This window comes from Acinetobacter sp. GSS19, from assembly GCF_028621895.1.
Classification (GTDB): domain Bacteria; phylum Pseudomonadota; class Gammaproteobacteria; order Pseudomonadales; family Moraxellaceae; genus Acinetobacter.
On record NZ_CP117520.1, the window covers coordinates 296,403 to 315,901 of the forward strand.

The following is a 19,499-nucleotide window of genomic DNA, read 5'->3' on the forward strand; positions in this document are numbered from 1 at the left end:
CAGCTGTTCGAATGGAGGGTTCTAATGCCCTTGATTGTAAACATGAATTTAGACAATAGGGCATTAATTTGTAGGGGATTGTTAACTCAGTTCCTGTGGATCCACATCAATCGACATTTTCATCTGTGAAGGGCGTTCATGCAGTAGTTGTTGCCACCACGGACGGCTGTAAAAATGCAAATGTGCCCGATCTTTGGCGAGCAGTACCATGTGGGCTTGATAGCGCCCTGCCTTGCGTTCCATCGGTGCTGGAATCGGGCCCCAGATTTCAATTTCACCATTCGAGCGTTGGCGCAACAGCTCGGCCTGTTGTTGTAAGAACTGCTGGTTCTGTTCCTGCTGACGTGACTCACAGCGTACTAGCATGGCGTAGCGGTAAGGGGGCAACAGAGCCAGTTTGCGGTCTTTCAGGGTTTGTTTGGCAAAGGCACGATAATCCTCTTTAATCAGCGTGTTGAGTAAGGGATGATCGGGTCTGAGGGTCTGTAAATACACCTCACCTTTATGTTCACCGCGGCCGGCACGCCCCGCCACTTGGACGATGAGCTGTGCCGTACGTTCGGTGGCACGGAAATCGACACTGAGCAAGCCAGCATCAATATCCAGAATGGCTACGAGAGTAACATAGGGGAAATGATGGCCTTTGGCCAGCATCTGGGTGCCCAGTAAGATGGTGGGTTTACTCTGCTGGATCCGATCATAAATTTTCTGCCAACTGCCTACTTTGCTGGTACTGTCACGGTCGACCCGAATCACGTCGTAATGCGGGAACAAGGTCTGTAAATTTTCCTCGACTTTGGCGGTGCCCATACCAATCGGTTTGAGCGTAGTCTGCTGGCAGGAAGGACATTGTTCTGGTAGACGATGAATGCTGCCACAATGATGGCAGTGCAAATGTGAGTAGGGCTGTGTATGCAGGGTAAAATGCGCATCACAGTGTGGGCAGTTGGCCTGCCAGCCACAGCTTTCACAGATTAGTACAGGGGCATAACCGCGACGGTTCAGAAACACCAGTACCTGTTCTTTGCGTTCTAGGCGGAGTTGAATTTGCTCGATGAGTTGTTGACTCAGTCCATGTTGCTTTTTGGCAATTTTTACATCGATCAGGTGCATTTTGGGTAACAGGGCATTGCCAGCACGCTGGTTCAGCTCAAGACGGGTCAGTTTGCCTTGTTCTGCCAGATGATAGCTGTCAATGCTTGGAGTGGCTGATCCCAAAATGATGGGACAGTTTTCTAGATGTGCCCGGTATAGCGCGACATCCCGTGCGTGGTAACGGAAGCCTTCTTGTTGCTTAAAAGATAGGTCATGTTCTTCATCGAGAATCACCAGACCCAACTGTGGCAGTGGCGTATAAATTGCTGAACGTGTTCCTAAGATAATTGAAGCTCTGCCACTTTGTGCATCGCGCCAGGCTTTCAAGCGCTTGCTGTCATTCAGCCCGGAATGTAAAACCGCCATATGGCAATGGAAGCGTGACTGAAAACGGCTGATGGTTTGTGGTGTCAGGCCAATTTCCGGAACCAAGACCAGTACCTGTTTGCCCTGTTTGAGTACCTCATGCATCACTTGCAGATACACTTCAGTTTTGCCACTCCCCGTCAGGCCATCGAGTAAAAAAGCCTGATATTTATGCTGAGCTTTGAGAATCTGTTGGATGGCTTTGTGCTGATCTGGATTGGGGGTTAACGGCATGTGTGCCAACTGCACCGGTTCAGGCGAGAAATCCTGGTTTTCCAGCAGGCACTGCACAATGCCTTTTTTTTCCAGCGCCTTGAGGGTTGCGGTTTCAATCCCGTTCAAATTCAAAATATTTTCTGCAGTCCCAACGGGATGCAATTTCAAAATCCGGTAGGCCTCTTGCTGCTTGCTTGAACGACTAATCTTGCTATCCGCTTGCTGATCCAGCAAGGTCCAGGTTCGTGCCAGCAGATTGAGCGGTTTACCTTGCCGTAACAAGGCAGGCAGCGCAGTTTGCATCACTTCACCGATGGGAAATTGATAATACTGGGCGGCCCAGTTTAAAAGGGTGAGAACTTTTGCATCTAAGATCGGCTGTTCATCTAACAGTTCGGTAATGGCTTTCAGTTTGATATTTGGATCGAGCGGGGTGTCCAGTGCCAGTTTTTCAACAATCAGACCAATCAGATTTTGCCGACCAAAAGACACCGCCACACGTGCACCAGGTTGAGCCAGCTGATACTGTTCTGCACTGAGCATATAGTCAAAACAATCATAGAGATGCACTGGTACAGCAACACGTACACGATAAACAACAGCGCTGGCATCAACAGGATTTGGCATATACATCAATTCTGGGATTAAGAAGTGTGGGGGCGGACTGCAAATAAAAGATCTGCAGTCAACGTATGTTAAAGAATATGAATGATTTTTATGGAAATAGGCAACATCTAGACAAAATATTTTTCTTTTGGCTCTCGGTTGTAGTTTCTATGCTGAGCATAAAGCGAGTGGGTGGTAATCGAATAGTACGATAAATCCAGCATCGTGAATCTTAAAAAATTACAAAAAGTCTCGAGCCTATAAGTGCAGAATTGTATGTAGACCCTACATCCCTAAGGTAGTAGTTGAATATACGATTTAGAATAAGAATGATTCGTATCCGAGATGGTTACAATTTATTGAAATAATGAAGGAAAATGGACTTTTTATTTATTGGAAAGCTTACATACTTACATTTGTAACATGCAGATTCGCAGGGAGGGGCGAATGAAAAGTTTTATTTTTTCTGAAGAAACTTATCGCATTCACCGTGCGCTGCTGAAATCAATTTTACTTACATTAAGCCTGTTGCCTTTAACAGGCCAACTTGAGCAGCTTTGGCAAATGACTGGTGGTAGTAGCCAGATTATACTGGGCTTTTTTGCCTTGACGCTACTCAGTGCCTTGCTGAGCGTGTGCTTCTATACAGCTTTAAAAGTGAGTTTGCTGCCGTTCAGTCACTTGAGTGATCATAAAGAACAATGGATATTTCAAATTTACCGGCTGTTGCCCATGTGGTTTTTGGTCACGATGCTGGCCTACTTGAGCTATGAGTGGATTTAAAAGATAAAAAAACCGGGAGTGTTCCCGGTTTTTTTATTCTGTTTTCTGTTTGCAGTATTTTAGCGCCGTGATTTAAACGATACATCAACCACGCGTGGGCGGTAGATCCAGCCTAAAATCAGCAGGAACAGGGCGAAAGCTAAGATCGGCCAGTCACTGAAACGGGTGTAAGGGGTAAGTCCTTGCATGGCCGGTAAATCTCCGCGTAACACGGTAGCTTGATCCTGTGGTGCCTGTTTGACAATATGTCCTTCATGGTCAATAAAAGCCGTCACGCCGGTATTGGTGGCACGGATAAACCAGCGACCATTTTCTTTGGCACGCATCTGCACCATCTGTAAATGCTGCCATGGGCCAGCTGTACCCGTGAACCAGGCATCATTGGATACTGTCACCAGAAAATCGCTGTCGCTGGCATTACGACGGGTCAGATTCGGGTATGCCACTTCGTAACAAATCGCAGAACCCAGAGGATGTCGATGGACGAGCAGTGGCTTTTGCTCTCTAGCACCCCGTGAAAAACCACTCAGACTGACATCGTTTTGTAGGCCGGGTAAAACCCAGCTGAGCATGCCGGAAAGGGGAATATATTCGCCAAACGGCACCAAGCGCTGTTTCTTATACAGTCCCGATGCTTCGTGACCGCTGGCCATAATCGAGTTGTAGTACATGGCATGACCGGTCTGCTGTGATTCTGGCTGATCCCAGTAGGGAATACCGGTTACCCAAGCTGTTCCTGTTTGCCGAGCTTGAGTCGCCATAGCCTGCAAGAAGGGTTGAATATCGGTTTGAAAGAGTGGAATCGAGGATTCCGGCCAGACGATAAGATCACGCCCCCATTCGCTCTGACTGAGATTGACGTAAATCATCAGGGTTTTGTTCTGATATTCGGTCAGCCATTTTAAATCTTGTGGGATGTTGCCCTGGATAAGCGAAACGCTGAGTGGTTTTCCAGGTTTCTGTTCGACAAAACTCAGTTGCGCTGCGCCCCATGCACCGAGTAACAGCAATGCGGAAGGAATGAGCCAGAAGAAACGTCCCTTGCAGATTTCCACCACGGCACAGGCCAGAATGACCACCACGAAAGACACGCCAAACACCCCAAAAATGGGAGCATAGGCATCGAGAAAACGCTCGGTAAAGGCATAGCCCGCAAACAGCCAAGGGAATCCGGTAAACAGCCAGGTTTTTGACCATTCAGAGAGAATCCACAGCGGTGCAAAAGTCAGTGGGGTTTCCGGGAAAAAACGACGGTACAACCAGCTTTGTACAGCAGTAAACAAGCCCATGACCAGGGCCATAATCCCAATCAGCAGGACACTGACGGCTGCATTGGTGTCACCATAGACATGAATGGAGGTGTAAAGCCAGAATGCTCCGACAAACCACAAGCCGATACCGTAAAACCAGCCGATAAAGAATGCTTGGCGGGCAGAGCGTTTGCTCAGTGTTGCATACAGCAGTGCCGGAGAGAGCAGTGCGATCCACCAATAATGGTAGGGTGCCAGCGCAAAGCTGAACAGGGCACCCGCACAGAGCGAAATCAACAAAGGAAAAATTAGTGGCAGCTGTTTCTCTGTGGAAGAGGGACTTAGCAGCTTGTCAAAATAGGCTCTCATTTACGTACAGCTCGAATCAGATGAATAGTGCGGGCATCTGCTTCGACAATGGTAAATTGCCAATCGCCAAGCTCTATCACCTGGCCTTGCAAATCACTCACTAGACCCATTTCCTGAAGCAGTAAACCGCCGACAGTTTCTACTTCATCGTCAGAAAATTCAGCATCTAATACAGTGTTGAAATGTTCAATTGGTGTAAGTGCTTGTACCATCCAGGCATTGGCTGTGCTATGGCTTGGATCGGGAATGATGTATTGCGCTTCTTCATCGACCTTGTCGTGTTCATCTTCGATTTCACCGACAATCTCTTCCAGAATATCTTCTAAGGTAACGAGGCCAGCCGTAGAACCGTATTCATCGATTACAATGGCAATATGCGTTTGGGTGTTTTTCAGCATACGCATGACCTGGTCAGAGCGGGCGCTTTCTGGGACAAACAAAGGCTGGCGCATCAAGGCTCGAATATCGACCTTGTGATTGCGTTCGGTGAGGAAAGGAAGCAGATCTTTGGCCAGCAAAATACCAACGACATTATCGGGTTGATCCGATGAAAATACCGGGAAACGTGAGTGTGCTGACTCAATCAGGACATGCAGAATATCCAGCAGTTCATCATCTTCTTGCAAGCTGATCATCGCTGTACGCGGAGTCATGACTTCGCGGATTTTGGTTGCAGGTAAATCCAGCACGCCTTCTAGCATGGCGACTGTATCAGGTTCTAAAAAACGACGTGAATCTTGTACTAATTTTAACAGTTCGTCGCGAGTTTCCGGTGCGGTACTGAGCCACTTGCGTAAACCACGCATCCCCCACGACGGGCCTGATTCCTCGTTCATGATCTTTCCTAAAGACTCTTGATATTAAAAATGAATTTAATCATACCGAAGAACGCCGTGCCGTGCATCTAGAAAACCGTATGAAAAATAGTAAGGAGAGCGATCAGCAAAACAACGGGGCGTAAACAGGCGAGCCAAAAAGGAATATGTTAAAATAATGACGATTTTTTGTTTTGAGTCTACTGATGTCTGAACAACCCATTACGCCCACTATTCAGTTAAATACACGTGGCTTGCGTTGCCCTGAGCCAGTCATGATGCTGCATCAGGCCATCCGCAAATCAAAATCGGGGGATGTGGTGGAAGTGTTTGCCACGGATCCTTCAACCTCTTGGGATATTCCCAAATTTTGTATGCATTTGGGCCATGAGCTGCTGTTACAGGAAGAAAGTCTGGATGCAAACAATCATAAGGAATACCGTTATCTAATCCAGAAAGGATAATTTTCTAGGCTTAGACTTTCTGGTTCCAGAATCAAAAAAATCCCCTTAGAAAAGGGGATTTTTTTGATCTGATCTATTTGGATATGAGAACTTGTGGAATATCTTCCTCATTCGCAAGATGACCGGAAGATTACATATTCGGATAGTTTGGACCACCACCACCTTCCGGCGTTACCCAGGTGATGTTCTGTGAAGGATCTTTGATGTCACAGGTCTTGCAGTGCACGCAGTTCGCCGAGTTGATCTGGAAACGTGGACCATTTTCTTCCTGTACAATCTCATACACGCCTGCAGGGCAGTAACGCTGTGCCGGTTCATCCCATTTTGGCAGGTTCACATTCACCGGAATTGAGGCATCGGTCAGTTTGAGATGCGATGGCTGGTTTTCTTCATGCACCGTGTTTGAGATAAACACCGAAGACAGACGGTCGAAAGTGATCTTGCCATCCGCTTTTGGATAGTCTGGTTTAAAGCTCACCGCATCTACGGTTTTCAATGCACTAAAATCCGGTACCAGGTCATGCAGGGTAAATGGTACTTTAAACAGGTTCTGGTCAATAAAGTTAAACGCACCGCCGCCCCATTGACCGAACTTGTGCATCGCCGGGCCAAAGTTACGTGCGTTGTACAGCTCTTCTTTCAGCCAGCTGTTGTTAAACTTTTCGGTATAAGCGGTGAGTTCTTTGGCAAAGAAATCTTCCCCTTCAGTCAAACGCGCATAACCGAGATCACCGCCTTTTTCCACACCCGCTGCAATCGCTTCAAACACCGCTTCAGCACATAACATGCCGGATTTCATTGCGGTATGAGAACCCTTAATCTTGGCAAAGTTCAGGAAGCCCGCGTCATCACCAATCAGACAGCCGCCTGGGAAAGTCAGTTTAGGTAAAGAGTTAAAACCACCTTTGACGACCGCACGTGCACCATAAGAAATACGCTTACCGCCTTCCAGATATTGTTTGATCAATGGATGGGTTTTCCAGCGTTGCATTTCCATGAACGGGAACATGTGCGGATTCTGATACGACAAATCCACGATCATGCCCAGCGTCACCTGGTTGTTTTCAGCGTGATATAACCACCAGCCGCCAGATGATGCAGTTTCCGCCAAAGGCCAGCCTGCACCATGCATCACCAGACCCGGTTTATGCTTGGCCGGATCGATTTCCCACAGCTCTTTAATGCCGATGCCGTAATGCTGCGGATCCGCTTCTTGATCCAGATTGAATTTCTGGATTAAACGCTTACCGAGATGACCACGGCAGCCTTCAGCAAACAGCGTGTATTTGGCATGCAATTCATAACCTGGCGCAAAGTTATGCGTCGGTTGACCATCTTTACCAATACCCATGTCACCGGTTTGGATGCCTTTGACCGTACCATCTTCATGATAGAGCACTTCCGCAGCAGCAAAGCCCGGGAAGATCGACACTTCCAGTTCTTCGGCTTTCTGGCCTAACCAGCGCACTACATTGCCCAACGACACCACATAGTTGCCGTCATTGTGCATGGTTTTTGGCACCATCCAGTGTGGTGCTTCCTTGTGCGTACTGTCCGACATGAGGAAATAGGTTTTATCTTCAGTCACTGGCACATTCAAGGGTGCACCCTGTTCTTTCCAGTCGGGGAACAGTTCATTCAGTGCACGGGGTTCAAGCACAGCACCCGAGAGGATATGCGCACCCACTTCAGAGCCTTTTTCAACCACACAGACGGAGAGGTCTGTCAGGTTGTTTTCGATTGCTAATTGACGGATGCGAATCGCGGCGGCAAGACCAGCAGGTCCGGCACCAACGATGACGACATCAAACTCCATCGATTCACGTTCGATGTGTTCCATGTAGGACTCCTCATATTGCTAAGGGTGGCAACCGAAATGAGAAAAACGGTGCTGCCATGAGTGTTCTGAATTGCCAGACACAAAATCGCTCTCGTGTCTTGAAAAATTTGGGCTAGTATAGTTTCAAACCTTGATCTAGCCAATCGGCTGAGTCGTATTAATTTCCCGTCAGCAAGGCATAAACCATGGTAAAGCAAGCTAATTCAAACGATGCGGTGAAAAAAGAGCCGCTGGGCGATGATAAAAATTTACTGGACATCGCACAATACATAAAAAATGTACAGCAAAGTCACAAACACACGATACCACCTCTTGACCAATGGCATCCTGCCCATTGTGGCAAGATGAATCTGCACATCAAGGCGAATGGGGAATGGTGGCACGAAGGGCAGTGCATCCAGCGTCAGGCCATGGTTGAACTGTTTTCCAGTGTGCTGTGGAAAGAAGAAGACAAGTTCTATCTAAAAACCCCGGTTGAGCAGATTGAGATTGAAGTCGAGGATGAACCGTTTCTGGTCAATCAAATTGATCAGGTTGAAATTGAAGGGAAAACCTATTTGCAATGCCGTACGGCACAGCAGGATGTAGTGATTGTAGATGTCGAGCATCCGATTTTTATGCGTGATTATCAAGGCGAACGACGTCCGTATATCCATGTCCGCTTTGGCATGAATGCCTTGATCCAGCGCCAAGCCTTTTATCATCTGGTGAGTTACGGCGAGCTGATTGAAGACGCCGATGGGCAGACCATTTTGCAGCTACAAAGTGGTGATTTGCACTTGCAATTAGGCACTTGAGGTTTAAGCTTTACACTTTGAAACGTGCAAAACCTGAAAGTAATGCCATGAGTGCCATCCAGCCTGTTTTTCTGTTGCAAGATCCAATGCCTCAAGCGACACCCGACGCGCCGATCGGTATTTTTGATTCTGGCATTGGCGGACTCTCGGTTACACTGGAAATCGCCCGGCATTTACCTAATGAGCGGATTGTCTATTATGCCGATACTGCACATGTGCCTTATGGTCCACGTCAGGATGAGGACATTCGCCAGTTGACAGCCCAAGCCGTGGAATGGTTGTACCGACAAGGGTGTAAAGTGGCAGTCGTGGCCTGTAATACGGCTTCGGCCTTTAGTCTGGATTATTTGCGCGAATATTATGGGGAAAGTTTCCCGATTATTGGGCTGGTTCCCGCGCTAAAACCAGCGGTATTACAAAGTAAAACTAAGGTGGTGGCTGTGTTGGCGACACCCGCCACATTTCGCGGTAAATTGATCAAAGATGTCATCGAGAAATTTGCCTTACCTGCAGGGGTCAAGGTGTTGCCTGTCACCTGTCTTGATCTGGTGCCTTTCGTGGAAAAAGGCCTGCAAATGAGTCCGCTCTGTTTAAATACACTGAAGGAAATTTTGCAACCGGTGGTAGACCAGGGGGCTGATTTTCTGGTGCTCGGCTGTACCCATTATCCTTTTCTTAAAGAGGCGATTCAGTCGATTTTTGCTGAACAGCTGAGCCTTATTGATTCAGGTCAGGCAGTTGCACGACAAACAGCGCGTATTCTGATCAAACATGGTTTATTATCTGAACAGCAACTGGATAATCACATTCGAATTAAATGTTTTGTTAGTGGGCAAAATGCCGAGGAATTGCGAAGTATTTTGCAGCATCTTCTGCCGGAAGATTTAACTTGGAGCATTGAAAATATTCGTGTTTCTCACATCTTGTGATATAAGATAGTCAGCTTAAATAATTATATTTTTTGAAATTTTAAATTGGGGGTGTTCATATCGGTCACGGCTAGGGATTGAGGCTGCGATATGAAAAAGTAATGAGGAATACCCATGCTGGATAAGCGCTATCAGGTTTTTATCTCGACTTCGGGCAGTGACATGCAACCGGAGCGTATGATGTTGGCTCAAACTTTGGTGGGCATGGGTTTTTTTTCATGGGGATTGGAGCAGCGCACCCCGTTAAGCACGGCATTTGCCCGTCGCCAGATTGATGATTGTGATTATGTGGTGATTCTGCTCGGCAGCCAGTATGGTGAGCAGTCGGTTTCTGGCGTAGGTTATATGCATCTTGAATATATTTATGCAGTGACCAAACAGAAGCCGATTATTGTCTTTATGCACGAGGATCCCGATTCGCGTGATCCCGCATTGCATGATGAAAAGCCGGAATTACAGGCCAAATTCAAAGAGTTTCGCAAACTGCTACAGCAGGAAGTTGATCAGGTCTTTACCTACCGAACCTTGCGTGATCTGGAGTTGGCAGTACGCTATAACATGCCACAAATGCTGGAACGTTATCCGGTGGTGGGTTGGGTACGCCCACAAAATATTCAGGTGTTGCAGGATGAAATTGACCGTTTAAAAGAGCAACTACAGCACTTGGAAACTGAAATGGGTGCGCGTGATGCCGACCCGTTCCTGAACCTGCCAAAAGCCTCAATGCATGAAATGTTTGCGTTTGAATACCGCATGCACGCTTATCAGGATGGTAATTTTAGCGAGCTAAAAGCACAGCGCAAACTGACCTGGGCGCAGCTGTTGTCCGTTTTAGGCCCAACCTTTAAACAGCCCACGCCGGAAGAATATTTTTCCAAGCGTATGAATGAATATCTGAATCAAACCGGTATTGATGATGCCCGCCTGGAAATGCCGCGTGCGCATGCGGTTGCGCGTTGTCAGATCAATATTCGAGCGTTACATAACATCAAAATGCAGATGCGCCAGAATGACTGGATTGTACCAACGGCTCGTGATGACCGACAGCGCATGTTGTGGCAGCTAACGGCGAAAGGCCAAAAGCTGCTGGATAGTAATTTGCTAGATAACGATCGAATTTTTCAATTCAGGTCGACATATTAATCAATCTCAAGCATCAGGATAAACTGTTAAAGTAAGCCGATTCATTGCCGCTGACTGAATAGGAACCTTTATGTTTTCAGCACCTAAACCGAAAGTGACCGTGATTCTGGCCAACTTAGGTACGCCTGATGCAGCTACCGTCCCTGCGGTACGCCGATTCTTAAAACAGTTTTTGTCTGATCAGCGGGTGATTGAAATTCCCAAACCGATTTGGCAAATCATTTTAAATCTATTCATCCTGCCATTTCGTCCGAAACGTGTGGCGCATGCTTATGCACAGGTGTGGTCAGTTGATTCTCCTATGCGTGAAATTCTGTTTGATCAGGTCGAACAGGTCAAAACACGTTTACTGCAGCAGTATTCTGAGCTTGATCTCACGATTGTGCCCGCCATGACGTATGGCAATCCGGGGATTGGGCCTTTATTGCAGCAGCTCAGCCAGAATCCACCGGATCACATTGTGCTGTTGCCTTTATTTCCGCAGTATTCAGCTACCTCGACAGCACCGTTATATGATGCGTTTGCCAAATGGATTTTAAAGCAGCGTAATTTACCGGGGCTGACCTTTATCCGTGATTATTATCAGCATCCTTTATTTATTCAGGCATTGGCACAAAGCGTGCATGACTATCAAGCTGAACACGGTAAACCGGAAAAGCTGCTGATGTCGTTCCATGGCATTCCACAGCCTTATGCGGATAAGGGTGATCCTTATGCGGACCGGTGCCGCGTGACTGCTGCACTGGTCGCTCAAGCACTCAACTTGCAGGAACATGAATGGGCGATTAGTTTCCAGTCACGTTTTGGCAAGCAGGAGTGGGTCAAACCGTATACCGATGCCTTGTTGGAACAATGGGGACGTGAAGGCGTGCAATCGGTACAAGTATTGAGTCCGGCATTTTCAGCGGACTGTCTGGAAACGCTGGAAGAATTGGCGATCCAGAATGCCGAACTGTTCCAGGAAGCGGGTGGCGGCAGCTATGCTTATATTCCGGCATTGAACAGTCAGCCCCAACATATCGATTTATTGACGACATTACTGCAAGCGACTCTAGATAGCCTGCAACAAACTTATATCCGTTAAGCTCAGCGCCCGAGGAAATCATGCTACAAGTCAAGATTGTACCCGTTACTGCTTTTGCGCAAAACTGTTCCATCCTGTGGGACAGTGAAAGCAAAGAAGCGATCCTGATTGATGCTGGTGGTGAAGCTGGAAAGCTACAGCAGGAAGTTGCTGGCTTGGGTCTAACGGTCAAAGCCTTGTGGCTCACGCACGGCCATCTTGATCATGCTGGTGCAGTGGGTGAGCTGGCGCGTGTCTGGCAGGTACCGGTCATCGGGCCACATGAAGACGACCAGTTCTGGCTGGATCAGATTCAGGAATCCTCAGCACGTTATGGTTTCCCCATTCCGGAGCCGGTCGTGGTGGATCAATGGCTGCAAGGCGGAGAAATCCTGAAACTGGGTGAGCATGAATTTGAAGTGCGTCATGCACCGGGTCATACGCCTGGGCATGTGATGTTTTATAATGCGGCACATGGCCTGCTCTGGACCGGAGATGTGCTGTTTAAAGGCTCGATTGGCCGTACGGATTTTCCACGCGGGAATTTTGACCAACTGATGGCATCCATCCAGCGTGAGTGTTTCAGTTTACCCGATGAAACCCAGTTTATTTCTGGTCATGGTCCACTCAGTACCATTGGCTATGAAAAACAGTTCAATCCTTTTGTCGCGGGAAAAGCCGGTTAATCTGCGGTCAGATCTCATGTCAAAAACCTCGGTCAAGCCGAGGTTTTTTATTATTCATTTTCTGAAGGATCGCCTGAGGCCATCGGAGCATCCTGAGTCGGCAGTTTATATTCTTCATTGGCCCAGGCACCCAAATCGATCAGTTTGCAGCGCTCCGAACAGAAAGGGCGGAAAGGATTGTCTTCCCATTGGCTCGGTTGACCACAGCGCGGGCAGGGAAAGGTACGGGGCATTTCATTTTCCTCATTCAAGGGTGATGCAGCGATTTCATCGCGCTCATGCTAGACTGATGCGGTTTTTGTTTAGTTTGGTCTGATTATGCCGATTCGTCAATTTCAAGCTCAGCGTATGCAAGCCCCGCGTGATTTTCAAGCGATCTCGTCGCAACCGATTTGCCTGGAAATTGGTGCAGGCAAAGGCAAACATGCCCTACAGTTTACTGCACAGCATCCGCAGCAGCGTTTAGTGGCAATTGAACGAACCCGGGAAAAGTTTGAGGCGATGCAGAAACAGCATCAACAGGAAGGCCAAAAAAATCTGCAACCGGTTCATGCTGATGCTCTGCCATGGGTGGTGCATGCGCTTTATCCCCAGCAGGTTGAGCAGTGTTTTATTCTGTATCCGAATCCGGAACCGCATAATCCGGCGCAGCGCTGGCTGAATATGCCTTTTTTTGAATTTTTGTTATCGCGTTTGCAACCGAAGGGTCAGATTATCCTGGCCAGCAATATTCCTGATTACATTGCGGAAGCTGAACAGCAATTGCAGCAGGTCTGGCAATTGCCTTATATCAAGGAAGTGATCCCGGCAACTTCAGCACGTACCCATTTTGAAATCAAATATCTGGAACGCGGGGAATTGTGCCAGCAATTGGTGATTAGTAAACCTGAAACCTACCAGACTCGCTTTGATGACTTTATGCCGTTATTGGGTCAGTCTCATGCCGAATAAGCGCATCGCGATTGTCGGGGCTGGACCTGCTGGATTGATGGCTGCGGAAGTCCTGAGCCAGTATGACTATGACATTCATGTCTATGAACAAAAACCTTCGGCAGCACGTAAATTCCTGATGGCCGGTAAAACCGGACTGAATATTTCCCATGCTGAAGACGTTGCACAGTTCTTGCAGCGTTATGACCATCCGGATTGGCTCACTCCTTGGATTCGCCGTTGGGATGCGACCTGGATTCGGCAATGGATGACAGATCTCGGGGTTGAATCGTATGTCGGTTCATCGGGCCGGATTTTTCCGGTTGAAATGAAAGCTGCTCCGCTGTTACGTGCCTGGTTAAAACGTCTTACGGGGCAAGGGGTTAAATTTCATTACCGTCATGTCTGTTTGGGCCTAGAAGGACAGCAGTTGCATTTTCAGGATCTGAAACATGCTGATCAACCGGTTCAGACCGAGCGTTTTGATGCGATTGTGCTGGCCTGTGGAGCAGTTTCTTGGCCGCAACTCGGCAGTAATGGCGCCTGGCAGCAATGGCTCAAGTCTGAACAGATACAGCCTTTCCAGCCGAGCAATGCCGGAGTGGAAAGACCTTGGTCCAGTTTTATGCAGCCAGTTTTTGGCCAGCCACTCAAACGGGTCGAGGCCTGGGTACAGTCTGAACAGAAAACCATGGGTGATATTGTGATTACCCAGTATGGTCTGGAAAGTGGTCTGATTTACAAACAGGGTCGTGCCTTACGTCAGTTGCAACAACAGCAACAGCCGATGTGTTTGCATCTGGATCTGTTACCGGCATTGAGCCAGGCTGAACTGGCAAAAAAACTGGTGCCCAGTAAAAAACAGTCTTTAAGTAATGTCTGGCGCAAAGCTGGTTTGGATACTGTGAAAGCCAGTTTAGTCCGTGAACTGGTGGATAAAGCCCTGTGGCATGATGCTGAACGACTGGCGGCAAATATCAAAGATTTGGTGATCGAAATTGAGGCCTTCCGCCCGATTGAAGAAGCGATCAGTTGTGCCGGTGGGGTAAAACAATCGGCTTTGACACCAGAATTACAATTAAAATCACATCCCGGCATTTTTTGTTGTGGTGAAATGCTGGATTGGGATGCTCCTACCGGGGGCTATTTACTCACAGCCTGCTTTGCCACGGGACGTGCAGCAGGCGAAGGCGTTCACCAGGTACTGTCAACTGGATCTGCTAGTGAATGTTGAAGATCAGCTCGGTCTGCCGCTGCATAAAAAAATAAAAGAGCCGATGAGAAGGCTCTTTTATTTTGGGTGTACAGCATGATTTCTGCTTGTGCACTCGATTATTTTGCGCTGAGTGCCTGACCTGAAAACTGAATACCTGCCCAGCCATTTTGCATGAACTGACGGATATTCTGGTGATCAGTGGCTTCTGGCGTTGCCAGTACCGCTGCATAGTGTTCAGCAAAGAGGCTGAGGGTTTGAGCTTGATCCAAACCATTCAGCTGGGCAAATGAAAACACTTTGGCACTGCCCTGGTTCTCAGTCGCTGCATTGGCTTGCTTGCCATTGGTAAATGCAGTAGGGGTATGGGTATAACGTGCATCAATATAAGCGATGACATCGGCAAATTTAGCTTCACCCGCTTGCAGTTGTGCCAATAAATCTTGAGCCATATTTTCCTCAATTGCTTGAAAAACAGAGCGCTCTAGCATAGCGGTTTTATCCGGGTTTTGCCTGTATCACTGCTGAATTTTTTCTTCTACAGGGCGTGTTGGGGAGAATTTTTGGATTTATCCACAAGCTTGCGATTACAATGTGGATATCTCGGGCACACTGGAAACTGTAATGAACTGGCTGCTGGTCGCATGTGGGGGCGCAATAGGCGCAACGTTACGTTATGCTGCAAGTTTGCTGCTGAAACCGCATGGACTGTTTCCCTGGCCGACCTGGTGGGTCAACTTGCTGGGCTGTTTTTGTGCCGGACTGTTTCTGGCTCTGTGTCAGAAATATCCTGCATTACAGCAGGAAACCCGTCTCTTTTTGATGGTCGGGATTCTAGGGGGGTTTACCACATTTTCCAGTTTTGGTCTGGAAACCTTTCAATTGTTACGTCAGGGCCAACACATGCTGACCTTACTGTATGTGCTTTCGACGCTGTTTTTAGGGGTGCTGGTTCTGGCACTGGGTTTTTATCTGGCACAATACCTGTTGGCGAGCAAAAGCCTCTAAGCAAAAAAAAAGAAGTCTAAGCGAAATGAGGCGTCTTAGACTTCGAAAGGAGTCAACACATTCACCGGGGTTGCAACTCTGCTAACGCTTATGCTTAAAGCGTGCAAAACGTTTGTTAAAGCTTGCCACACGTCCTTCATTGCTCGCCTGACGTACTTCACCGGTATAGAACGGATGTGAAGCGCTGGAGATATCCAAAGTCACGTAAGGATAGATTTGACCTTGATATTCTTTGGTTTGTTTGCTCTGTAAGGTACTGCGTGTCAAAAAGTACACATCAGCATTGGTATCGTGAAACAGCACCTGCTGATAGGCGGGATGGATATCTTTGCGCATTATTTCCTCTGAATTGTCTTGATTTGATGTAATGTTATAATATTACATTAAGAAAACAAAATCATGCAACCCCCAAAGGAGTTGCTGAAAAATGCGAGGGATGAGGATGAATCGGTTAAGCGTCGGAAGGAATCAGCTGCTCAAAAATGTCATTCACGTTGTCATGGACTTTTAAGTGAATCAGGTTCCAGTAATGGCCGGAAATGGTTCGGTTCACCATAAGCGTGTCAGGTGAAGGTTTAAAGACATCCCAGTATTTGAGCGAACGTTTCACCAGTAACATGCCATCATGATGGGCGGAGTTTTCTGAAAAATCGTAATGTGTAGTCAATGGACGTAACAGGACCTCCAGCCATTCCTGATACAACTCTTCAGGGAACTGCCCTTTGGCTGCCAAGGCATGTAAGGCATCCAGTTGCTGTTCAATTTCAGCAATATTGCCACGGCGTGATGCGCGAACCAAGGTTTTAAAGTGCTCAACGATCTCTGCGCTCAAGGTTTTGACACCACCGTAATCATAAATGATTACGCTGCCATCCGGGCGGAACGCAAAGTTGCCAGGATGTGGATCACAATGAAACCGCTTGAGGAAAAAGATTTCTTGCCCCATTGCGGTGAGCAGACGACGTCCCAGTTCGTTCCGGACTTCGAGGGGCCAACTGCTCGCCGTTTCGATACTGTCACCACGTTCCATACTCAGGGTCAGTACACGGCGGGTTGAATATTCGGGATAGACGCGTGGAATAATGATCTTGTCATCCAGCGCGGCATGAAAGGTACGGAAGACCTGTAAATTCTGCGCTTCGATTTCATAGTTCAGTTCAGCATTCAGGCTGTCCTGAATTTCTTCAAACAGACGGTCCTGTAATTTCTTATCGACTTTTAATACACCCATCAGGCGTAAAGCCAAACGAACCTGTTTCAGGTCACTTTCACAGGCCTGATCCACGCCTGGATATTGTACCTTAACCACCACCTGTTCACCGCTTAGCAAGGTCGCTTTATGTACCTGACCAATTGATGCCGCTGCAAACGGTTCAGGATCAAAGGACTGAAACAGTACATTCAATGGCTTGCCGAGTTCTTTCTCCACCTGGGCTTGAATGGCAGCGAAGGGCATGGCCGGTGCCTGACGTTGCAGTTTAGAGATAGCCTTAGCAACCTCAGGCGGGAAAATATCTTTGTATTGTGAGGCGATCTGCCCGACCTTCATTACCGCACCTTTCATTTCTCCCAAGGTCTCAGCGATCTGTATCCCGATATCCTGCAACAGCTTACTTTTTGCCTCGAGTTTCTTTTCCTCATCGGCCGTCAAATGACGGATGGAGTTCGTCATGGTTTTGCTGGCAATGCTGGCTGTCATACTGGCCAGTTTCATAAAACGCCGGCCGGGAGAACTGGAATGTTTAGCCATTCAAAGATACCTCAGAGAAGTCGAGAGATTGCATGCAGTTGTTGATCATAGGCGCTCGCTCAGCCTTTGCCTAGTTTTTATTGTTACTGGCCGATGAGCACACTGTTAAGCCATTATCTTATTCAATATAAACAGGTTATTCGAGAGAAAATTTTGCTTGAGCAGAAGAGGATTGCAGTATTTTTCTCGAAAGCGTGCTGCCTTAACCTGTATGGGAAAATTTTTGTTTTAAGTGCTGGTTGTTCTGATAGAGCCGGGTCAGCAGCAGGATACAAGCCACCGTGAGTCCAACAATCAGTCCGACCCAGACACCACTAGCACCCAGGGAACTAAAACGCGCCAGATAAATACTGATCGGGAAAGCCACCACCCAGTAGGCGATCAAGGTGATCCACATTGGCCCTTGGGTGTCCTGCATGCCACGTAAACAGCCTGCAGCACTGACCTGCCAGGCATCCATTAACTGATAGGCCAAAGCAAACAGCAGCAAATACATGGCAACCTGAGAAACAGCCGGATCACTGGTATAAATCGCAATAATCTGAGGCCGTGCCAAGGCAATAAACAACATACAGGCCACGGCCAACAGGGTGGCAGTGAATAGGCCTAGATGCTGGACTTTTTGCATAGCTACCCAATTCTGTTCACCATAATAGGTGCCGACACGAATGGTCAGTGCAATTGCCAGTGATAGGGGGACCATAAACAGTTGCGAGGTGACCGAAATGGCAATTTGATGGGCAGCAATGACGGTTTCACCGAGTGGGCTGAGAATAATCGCCGCCATACTGAACAGGCTGACTTCAAAAAAGATCGCCAGTCCAATTGGCAAACCCAGTTTTAAAATGCGTTTGAGCCAGATTGGATTCAGACGTTCCCAAGCAGCAAAGACTTGGGTTTTCTCATAGGCCTGGGCTTTGTAAATATAGCCAGCCAGGCTGATCAGCATCAGCCATTGCAGAATGGCCGTCGCAAAACCACAACCCGCACTGCCTAAAGCCGGAATCGGCCCCCAGCCATACATAAAAATCAGGTTCAGCGGTACCAGAACCAGCAGGGCGAGTAAGCCAATCGCGGTTACTGGTCGCGGATAACCCAATGCTTCAGAGTAACCTCTGAGTGCTGCATATAATGTCACGGCAGGCATGCCAAAACCGATGGCATGCAGGAACAGGCTGGCTTTTGGCAAGAGATTGTCCGGTACACCCAGAACCGGCAATAACAATGGCATCAGCTGTAAAATCAGTAAGGCAATAATTCCGAGTCCTAATGCGGCCCAGAGGGATTGCCGGGTGATGGTGGCGATCTTGTGTGGATCTCGGGCACCGTTAGCCTCTGCAACCAACGGAGTGGTGGCGATCATGATGCCACTGAACAGGAGCATGACCGGAATCCATAAACCGACCCCCACAGCAATCGCGGCCAGATCGGTCGGAGAAAGGCGTCCTGCCATAATGGTATCGATTAAGCCTAAGCCTGCCTGAGCAAACTGGGTCAGTAAAATCGGTAACATCAGACGGAACAGATGGATAAACTCAAAGCGGGTGCTGGTGGCTTTCGACACAAAAAATACTCGTAATCAACTGGACAGCAGCTGACTTATCGTTGCAAGGTGAGTATGACACCCACAAAGATCACGATTCCTCCGAGTAAACGCTGCCAGTTCACCGGAGCCTTTTCAGTGCCCAGCCAGCCGAAGTGATCCAGTAGCATCGACATCAGCAATTGCCCAAAAATAACCACACCAGAAAAGGTTAAAAATCCCATTTTCGGTGCAGTATAAATGCTGAAGCTGATCGCATAAACCCCTAGAAAGCCGCCTAACCAGAGAAACCAGGGGATTTGTGCCAGCTGCTGCAGACCAGGTCTTTCTGCGGACTGCAGTAGGACCATCACGGCTAACACGAGCGTGCCGATAAGAAAAGATAAAAAAGCGGCCTGAAGCGGAGAAGTCAGATATTCGCGCAGCTGAGTGTTGATCGCGGTCTGGATGGTCAACGCAATCCCGATGCCTAAGGTGAAAGGCAGAAGTCCTAACAGTTGTGCCGAAATTTTCATGGTCCGTTGATGCTGTAATTCTTCTTTAGTGATTCGAGGTTAGCATAAAACTGATGGCTTGCCGTCGGTGTATCCGTGTAGTCATGTTAAAATACAGGGCATTCCTGTAGACCTGTTC

20 protein-coding genes are annotated in these 19,499 nt (G+C 47.9%); 10 read left to right on the forward strand and 10 right to left on the reverse strand.

Annotated features, from left to right (window positions below):
* Positions 1-81: 81 nt before the first annotated feature.
* Entirely contained in the window at positions 82-2,304 is a 2,223-nt protein-coding gene (locus tag PGW99_RS01460; protein ID WP_273778322.1) for a primosomal protein N', read from the reverse strand.
* A 426-nt stretch (positions 2,305-2,730) separates the two neighbouring features.
* On the opposite strand from PGW99_RS01460, the gene PGW99_RS01465 reads away from it, so the two are divergent.
* The gene (locus tag PGW99_RS01465) at positions 2,731-3,066 is read left to right on the forward strand and encodes a hypothetical protein (protein WP_273778323.1); all 336 of its coding nucleotides are present in this window, start codon (positions 2,731-2,733) and stop codon (positions 3,064-3,066) included.
* 59 nt (positions 3,067-3,125) lie between these two features.
* Here PGW99_RS01465 and lnt read toward each other — a convergent pair whose 3' ends face one another.
* Positions 3,126-4,685 (reverse strand): apolipoprotein N-acyltransferase, encoded by a 1,560-nt coding sequence (lnt, locus tag PGW99_RS01470; RefSeq protein WP_273778324.1) that lies wholly within the window; start codon positions 4,683-4,685, stop codon positions 3,126-3,128.
* Positions 4,682-5,521, reverse strand: coding sequence for an HlyC/CorC family transporter (locus tag PGW99_RS01475; RefSeq protein WP_273778325.1), 840 nt, complete (start codon positions 5,519-5,521; stop codon positions 4,682-4,684). Before PGW99_RS01475 ends, lnt begins: the two co-directional genes overlap by 4 nt.
* A 185-nt stretch (positions 5,522-5,706) precedes the next feature.
* Between PGW99_RS01475 and tusA the strand changes: the two genes are divergently transcribed.
* On the forward strand, positions 5,707-5,964 hold the full coding sequence (gene tusA / locus PGW99_RS01480) for a sulfurtransferase TusA (RefSeq protein ID WP_273778326.1): 258 nt from the start codon (positions 5,707-5,709) through the stop codon (positions 5,962-5,964).
* 130 nt (positions 5,965-6,094) lie between these two features.
* Here tusA and PGW99_RS01485 read toward each other — a convergent pair whose 3' ends face one another.
* Positions 6,095-7,804 (reverse strand): electron transfer flavoprotein-ubiquinone oxidoreductase, encoded by a 1,710-nt coding sequence (locus PGW99_RS01485; protein WP_273778327.1) that lies wholly within the window; start codon positions 7,802-7,804, stop codon positions 6,095-6,097.
* A 185-nt stretch (positions 7,805-7,989) separates the two neighbouring features.
* On the opposite strand from PGW99_RS01485, the gene PGW99_RS01490 reads away from it, so the two are divergent.
* The 5 genes from PGW99_RS01490 (at position 7,990) to PGW99_RS01510 (ending at position 12,422) form a co-directional block, all read left to right on the forward strand.
* The gene (locus tag PGW99_RS01490) at positions 7,990-8,601 is read left to right on the forward strand and encodes a DUF1285 domain-containing protein (protein WP_273778328.1); all 612 of its coding nucleotides are present in this window, start codon (positions 7,990-7,992) and stop codon (positions 8,599-8,601) included.
* Positions 8,602-8,648: 47 nt separating this feature from the next.
* The gene (gene murI, locus PGW99_RS01495; protein ID WP_273779387.1) at positions 8,649-9,530 is read left to right on the forward strand and encodes a glutamate racemase; all 882 of its coding nucleotides are present in this window, start codon (positions 8,649-8,651) and stop codon (positions 9,528-9,530) included.
* 114 nt (positions 9,531-9,644) lie between these two features.
* Positions 9,645-10,673, forward strand: coding sequence for a DUF4062 domain-containing protein (locus PGW99_RS01500; RefSeq protein WP_273778329.1), 1,029 nt, complete (start codon positions 9,645-9,647; stop codon positions 10,671-10,673).
* A 70-nt stretch (positions 10,674-10,743) separates the two neighbouring features.
* Positions 10,744-11,757 carry a ferrochelatase gene (gene hemH, locus PGW99_RS01505; RefSeq protein ID WP_273778331.1) on the forward strand — a complete coding sequence of 338 codons (1,014 nt, stop codon included), beginning with the start codon at positions 10,744-10,746 and terminating at the stop codon, positions 11,755-11,757.
* A gap of 20 nt (positions 11,758-11,777) precedes the next feature.
* Positions 11,778-12,422, forward strand: coding sequence for an MBL fold metallo-hydrolase (locus tag PGW99_RS01510; protein WP_273778332.1), 645 nt, complete (start codon positions 11,778-11,780; stop codon positions 12,420-12,422).
* A gap of 50 nt (positions 12,423-12,472) precedes the next feature.
* Here the strand turns inward: PGW99_RS01510 and PGW99_RS01515 are convergent, their stop codons facing one another.
* Positions 12,473-12,655 carry a DNA gyrase inhibitor YacG gene (locus PGW99_RS01515; protein WP_273778334.1) on the reverse strand — a complete coding sequence of 61 codons (183 nt, stop codon included), beginning with the start codon at positions 12,653-12,655 and terminating at the stop codon, positions 12,473-12,475.
* A gap of 79 nt (positions 12,656-12,734) precedes the next feature.
* Between PGW99_RS01515 and PGW99_RS01520 the strand changes: the two genes are divergently transcribed.
* Both PGW99_RS01520 and PGW99_RS01525 read left to right on the forward strand, forming a co-directional pair.
* Entirely contained in the window at positions 12,735-13,373 is a 639-nt protein-coding gene (locus PGW99_RS01520; RefSeq protein ID WP_273779388.1) for a DUF938 domain-containing protein, read from the forward strand.
* Positions 13,363-14,586: a TIGR03862 family flavoprotein gene (locus tag PGW99_RS01525; RefSeq protein WP_273778336.1), complete on the forward strand. Its 1,224-nt coding sequence runs from the start codon at positions 13,363-13,365 to the stop codon at positions 14,584-14,586. Before PGW99_RS01520 ends, PGW99_RS01525 begins: the two co-directional genes overlap by 11 nt.
* Positions 14,587-14,684: 98 nt before the next feature.
* Here the strand turns inward: PGW99_RS01525 and PGW99_RS01530 are convergent, their stop codons facing one another.
* Positions 14,685-15,017 (reverse strand): HopJ type III effector protein, encoded by a 333-nt coding sequence (locus PGW99_RS01530; RefSeq protein WP_273778338.1) that lies wholly within the window; start codon positions 15,015-15,017, stop codon positions 14,685-14,687.
* A gap of 172 nt (positions 15,018-15,189) precedes the next feature.
* Here PGW99_RS01530 and crcB point away from each other — a divergent pair, with 172 nt between their 5' ends.
* Positions 15,190-15,573, forward strand: coding sequence for a fluoride efflux transporter CrcB (gene crcB, locus PGW99_RS01535; protein ID WP_273779389.1), 384 nt, complete (start codon positions 15,190-15,192; stop codon positions 15,571-15,573).
* 81 nt (positions 15,574-15,654) lie between these two features.
* Here crcB and PGW99_RS01540 read toward each other — a convergent pair whose 3' ends face one another.
* The 4 genes from PGW99_RS01540 to PGW99_RS01555 form a co-directional block, all read right to left on the reverse strand.
* Positions 15,655-15,909 (reverse strand): type B 50S ribosomal protein L31, encoded by a 255-nt coding sequence (locus tag PGW99_RS01540; RefSeq protein ID WP_273778340.1) that lies wholly within the window; start codon positions 15,907-15,909, stop codon positions 15,655-15,657.
* Between the two features lie 115 nt (positions 15,910-16,024).
* Complete coding sequence (locus PGW99_RS01545) at positions 16,025-17,323, reverse strand: ABC1 kinase family protein (RefSeq protein ID WP_273778342.1); 1,299 nt, start codon at positions 17,321-17,323, stop codon at positions 16,025-16,027.
* A 202-nt stretch (positions 17,324-17,525) separates the two neighbouring features.
* On the reverse strand, positions 17,526-18,836 hold the full coding sequence (locus PGW99_RS01550; protein ID WP_273779391.1) for an MATE family efflux transporter: 1,311 nt from the start codon (positions 18,834-18,836) through the stop codon (positions 17,526-17,528).
* Between the two features lie 86 nt (positions 18,837-18,922).
* On the reverse strand, positions 18,923-19,381 hold the full coding sequence (locus PGW99_RS01555; protein ID WP_273778344.1) for a DMT family transporter: 459 nt from the start codon (positions 19,379-19,381) through the stop codon (positions 18,923-18,925).
* Positions 19,382-19,499 lie beyond the last annotated feature (118 nt).

Excerpts from the sequence above, each read along its gene's own strand:
- PGW99_RS01460 (WP_273778322.1), bottom strand. The coding sequence starts at position 2,304 with ATGCCAAATCCTGTTGATGCCAGCGCTGTTGTTTATCGTGTACGTGTT.
- PGW99_RS01465 (WP_273778323.1), top strand. The coding sequence starts at position 2,731 with ATGAAAAGTTTTATTTTTTCTGAAGAAACTTATCGCATTCACCGTGCG.
- lnt (WP_273778324.1), bottom strand. The coding sequence starts at position 4,685 with ATGAGAGCCTATTTTGACAAGCTGCTAAGTCCCTCTTCCACAGAGAAA.
- PGW99_RS01475 (WP_273778325.1), bottom strand. The coding sequence starts at position 5,521 with ATGAACGAGGAATCAGGCCCGTCGTGGGGGATGCGTGGTTTACGCAAG.
- tusA (WP_273778326.1), top strand. The coding sequence starts at position 5,707 with ATGTCTGAACAACCCATTACGCCCACTATTCAGTTAAATACACGTGGC.
- PGW99_RS01485 (WP_273778327.1), bottom strand. The coding sequence starts at position 7,804 with ATGGAACACATCGAACGTGAATCGATGGAGTTTGATGTCGTCATCGTT.
- PGW99_RS01490 (WP_273778328.1), top strand. The coding sequence starts at position 7,990 with ATGGTAAAGCAAGCTAATTCAAACGATGCGGTGAAAAAAGAGCCGCTG.
- murI (WP_273779387.1), top strand. The coding sequence starts at position 8,649 with ATGAGTGCCATCCAGCCTGTTTTTCTGTTGCAAGATCCAATGCCTCAA.
- PGW99_RS01500 (WP_273778329.1), top strand. The coding sequence starts at position 9,645 with ATGCTGGATAAGCGCTATCAGGTTTTTATCTCGACTTCGGGCAGTGAC.
- hemH (WP_273778331.1), top strand. The coding sequence starts at position 10,744 with ATGTTTTCAGCACCTAAACCGAAAGTGACCGTGATTCTGGCCAACTTA.
- PGW99_RS01510 (WP_273778332.1), top strand. The coding sequence starts at position 11,778 with ATGCTACAAGTCAAGATTGTACCCGTTACTGCTTTTGCGCAAAACTGT.
- PGW99_RS01515 (WP_273778334.1), bottom strand. The coding sequence starts at position 12,655 with ATGCCCCGTACCTTTCCCTGCCCGCGCTGTGGTCAACCGAGCCAATGG.
- PGW99_RS01525 (WP_273778336.1), top strand. The coding sequence starts at position 13,363 with ATGCCGAATAAGCGCATCGCGATTGTCGGGGCTGGACCTGCTGGATTG.
- PGW99_RS01530 (WP_273778338.1), bottom strand. The coding sequence starts at position 15,017 with ATGGCTCAAGATTTATTGGCACAACTGCAAGCGGGTGAAGCTAAATTT.
- crcB (WP_273779389.1), top strand. The coding sequence starts at position 15,190 with ATGAACTGGCTGCTGGTCGCATGTGGGGGCGCAATAGGCGCAACGTTA.
- PGW99_RS01540 (WP_273778340.1), bottom strand. The coding sequence starts at position 15,909 with ATGCGCAAAGATATCCATCCCGCCTATCAGCAGGTGCTGTTTCACGAT.
- PGW99_RS01545 (WP_273778342.1), bottom strand. The coding sequence starts at position 17,323 with ATGGCTAAACATTCCAGTTCTCCCGGCCGGCGTTTTATGAAACTGGCC.
- PGW99_RS01550 (WP_273779391.1), bottom strand. The coding sequence starts at position 18,836 with ATGTTACCGATTTTACTGACCCAGTTTGCTCAGGCAGGCTTAGGCTTA.
- PGW99_RS01555 (WP_273778344.1), bottom strand. The coding sequence starts at position 19,381 with ATGAAAATTTCGGCACAACTGTTAGGACTTCTGCCTTTCACCTTAGGC.